At 40.1% G+C, this 2,660-nt stretch carries 5 protein-coding genes and 1 pseudogene; 4 read left to right on the top strand and 2 right to left on the bottom strand.

The genetic code is table 11. The features are described 5' to 3' along the window. From PA598K_RS36910 to PA598K_RS34900, 3 genes are all read left to right on the top strand, one after another. The coding region (locus PA598K_RS36910; RefSeq protein WP_185602428.1) for a hypothetical protein at nucleotides 1-807 on the top strand (807 nt) is incomplete at its 5' end. Nucleotides 808-949: 142 nt separating this feature from the next. After that, on the top strand, nucleotides 950-1,129 hold the full coding sequence (locus tag PA598K_RS34905) for a ribbon-helix-helix protein, CopG family (protein ID WP_128661290.1): 180 nt from the start codon (nucleotides 950-952) through the stop codon (nucleotides 1,127-1,129). A gap of 143 nt (nucleotides 1,130-1,272) precedes the next feature. Then, entirely contained in the window at nucleotides 1,273-1,581 is a 309-nt protein-coding gene (locus PA598K_RS34900; protein ID WP_128661289.1) for a DUF6809 family protein, read from the top strand. A gap of 75 nt (nucleotides 1,582-1,656) precedes the next feature. Here PA598K_RS34900 and PA598K_RS34895 read toward each other — a convergent pair whose 3' ends face one another. Then, nucleotides 1,657-1,986: a helix-turn-helix domain-containing protein gene (locus PA598K_RS34895; protein WP_128661288.1), complete on the bottom strand. Its 330-nt coding sequence runs from the start codon at nucleotides 1,984-1,986 to the stop codon at nucleotides 1,657-1,659. 159 nt (nucleotides 1,987-2,145) lie between these two features. Here PA598K_RS34895 and PA598K_RS34890 point away from each other — a divergent pair, with 159 nt between their 5' ends. After that, entirely contained in the window at nucleotides 2,146-2,352 is a 207-nt protein-coding gene (locus PA598K_RS34890; protein WP_128661287.1) for an aspartyl-phosphate phosphatase Spo0E family protein, read from the top strand. 142 nt (nucleotides 2,353-2,494) lie between these two features. On the opposite strand, the pseudogene PA598K_RS34885 reads toward PA598K_RS34890, so the two are convergent. After that, nucleotides 2,495-2,660, bottom strand: a pseudogene (locus PA598K_RS34885) (IS110 family transposase); the annotation flags it as partial.

Here is a 2,660-nt window from a genome sequence, read left to right as displayed (position 1 = left end):
AATTCTGATGCTGTACTAGAGTATTTAAATCTCTTACAAGAAAGAGAAAGAAGTAAAATCAATTCTATCGGTTTAACTACTTGGGCACTTTTGTTAGGCATGGGGACTCTATCTTATATGATATTTACTAACTTGACTTTAATAAAGTCAGGACTTGCATACTTTATAATTTCAATGTCAGTGTTTTTAAATATTGCTGTTGCCTTTTTTGATATAATAAATTTTTTGTGGAGAAGAGACAGAATAAAAAATTATTATGCGGGTGATACTCTTTCAGAACTTAATCTAAGAATTAAAAGATCAAACCTAATTATCCAACGAATAACCTTAATGGTTCCAATAATAACTAATATAGCTACACTGTACATATTTGATTCATATAGGTTTGTTTTTATAATATTTTTGATTCGATACATCCCTGAGTTTCTGGTTACTTTTATCAATGATTCATTAGTAAAAAAGCAACAACTCGCATATAATTCTTGGAGAATGAAGATGTCTAATTTTTTAATGGTAACGATGCTTTGGTTTAGATTAATGATTTCGTTATATATTCCGGCGTATTATTTTCACGATGGTATATTTACTGATGAAAAACTTTCTATTTTATTTTCTTCATTTTTAATGGTTTTAATATTAATAATTACTCAATTCTTGTTTGTTAGCATACTCCCTAAAAGACTTAAAATAAGCTGGCTAGAAAACTTTGAAAAGGAAATTATTAATTTCGATCTTCCTGCAGAAGAAATAAGACAGAAGTTTAAGAAAGACTATAATAACTTAAAAACCATTGATGATTTCATTTGAATATAACAACAAATTTCCAAAGATAAATGGAACTAGTTGACTAAGCAAATACTCCAGAGGGCGCAGGTTGCTGCGCTTTTTTTATTGACTTTTTGGTCCCACAATAATATATTATTGTTGGGACAAAAAGTGGGGTGAAGCAATGTCCTCTAAGAAAATGGGCCGTCCTCCATCTGACAATCCAAAAAGTGAGACGATCAAGATACGTGTCGATCAGGATATTATGAAGAAGCTTGATGCTTCCGCAGAGAAGCTAAAGATGACACGTTCCGCCATCGTACGAAAAGGCATTGAGAAGGTGTATGACGAGCTCGAAAACTAAAAAAGGAAGCAGCGTAGGTCCCTAGAAAGAACCGCTACTTCCTCTGACGCAATCGCTCAAAGTGAGCAAGACTGCATAAATATCCTACCATGTGCAGGAAGCTCATTCAAGCACTGCGATGATAATGAAATGGGGAGGGTACGATGAAAACGTTATTGAGTGCTCTATATCATGGTGAGCTTCACCCGGATGAAAGTATTATCCCGACCCATCCAGATTATCGATCTCTGAGTCGGCAGGCGGCTGCCTATGCGAAACTATTGCGCGAACGGTTAGGTGAAGAGGTATTCCGTGAGCTCGAACCATATTTTGATCTATGCGAGAGCAGGGACAGCATGCAGGTGGAGGCGGCTTTTCTGCACGAATTCAAACTTGGTGCAAACATACTTATTGAAGTGATGAACAATCGCGATGACTTCCCATCGACCGCTGCATCTGGTAAGTCATCATAAACATAATAATGCAAAAAGCTCTCCGATGGTTTTTGACCGTCGGAGAGCCCTCGAGAAACTAAATTGTATGTAACTTTACTTAATGGCCTTAAGGAATAGTTTCAACAGCGCCACGGCGTCTTGTCGTTGCTTATCCGTACAATTTGCAAGCGCGGCTAGGACTAGCCCGGTCTCGTTTTTTGGCGTGTCCTCATCCGAGTCGATTAGAAGATCGTTGGGCGTCAGCTTCAGCAAGTCGCAAATACTTAAAAGCGTCTCAATGGACATGCCCACCTTGCCCCGTTCAATATCTCCGCAAAATCTAGGTACCCGGCCGATATGCTCAGCCATTCGCTCCCGCGAGATCCCCAGCGCATCACGCTGTTGTCGTATTCGTTTACCGACCTTCTCCTTGTTGTAGATCATTCATCTCCCTCATCTCGTCCGATATCATTTGATAACTCATATTATGGTGGAGTAATGAATTGACTTAAATGAGTTTATAAACTACTATTTAGGTAACCTATAAAATTACATTCTGTTCATCTTTCACAGGATTCATAACCCGAGAGGCAGGGTGAGCGAGTGGATGACTTGCTGAAGCGGATGGAAGAAGAGAGACAAAGGCTAAATGCAATGGGAAATGAAGCATTTAGTCTGTCTTCTGCGCTGTCCGAAGATCAGGAGCTTCAAAAGCAGAGCCAAAAGGTTGATGAATTGATCCTGCGTTATCAGATTACCAAGGCCAAACAAAGGGAGATAAAGTCCAGCGGTATGATGTCAAGCCCCTAATTCGGTCGAATTGGAAATTCCCATGGCTGTATGAGCCGTGAGCGCCGAAAAATGGGCACACCAAACCAAACCCAGCCGAAAATCAAGGTTAATTCCAGATTTTAACTGGGAATTAATTAGCGGGACTTTAGCAAAGGAGGCGTTAATCCTTCACAGGCGTCACCTTCTTCCGTGGCGTATAGAGTTGGCCGTTGCGTAGCAGCACATCGACCAGACGCACAAGCTTTCTTGCCGTTAAGACGAGGGCACGTTTGTGTTGGTGTTTCGGAACTTCTTGAAATTTCTTCCGGTAGTACGCACCGAATTCC

Source organism: Paenibacillus sp. 598K (assembly GCF_003851045.1).
Lineage (GTDB): Bacteria > Bacillota > Bacilli > Paenibacillales > Paenibacillaceae > Paenibacillus_D.
The sequence above is the reverse complement of the archived record's forward strand: the minus strand, read 5'-3'. Positions and strand labels throughout refer to the sequence as shown.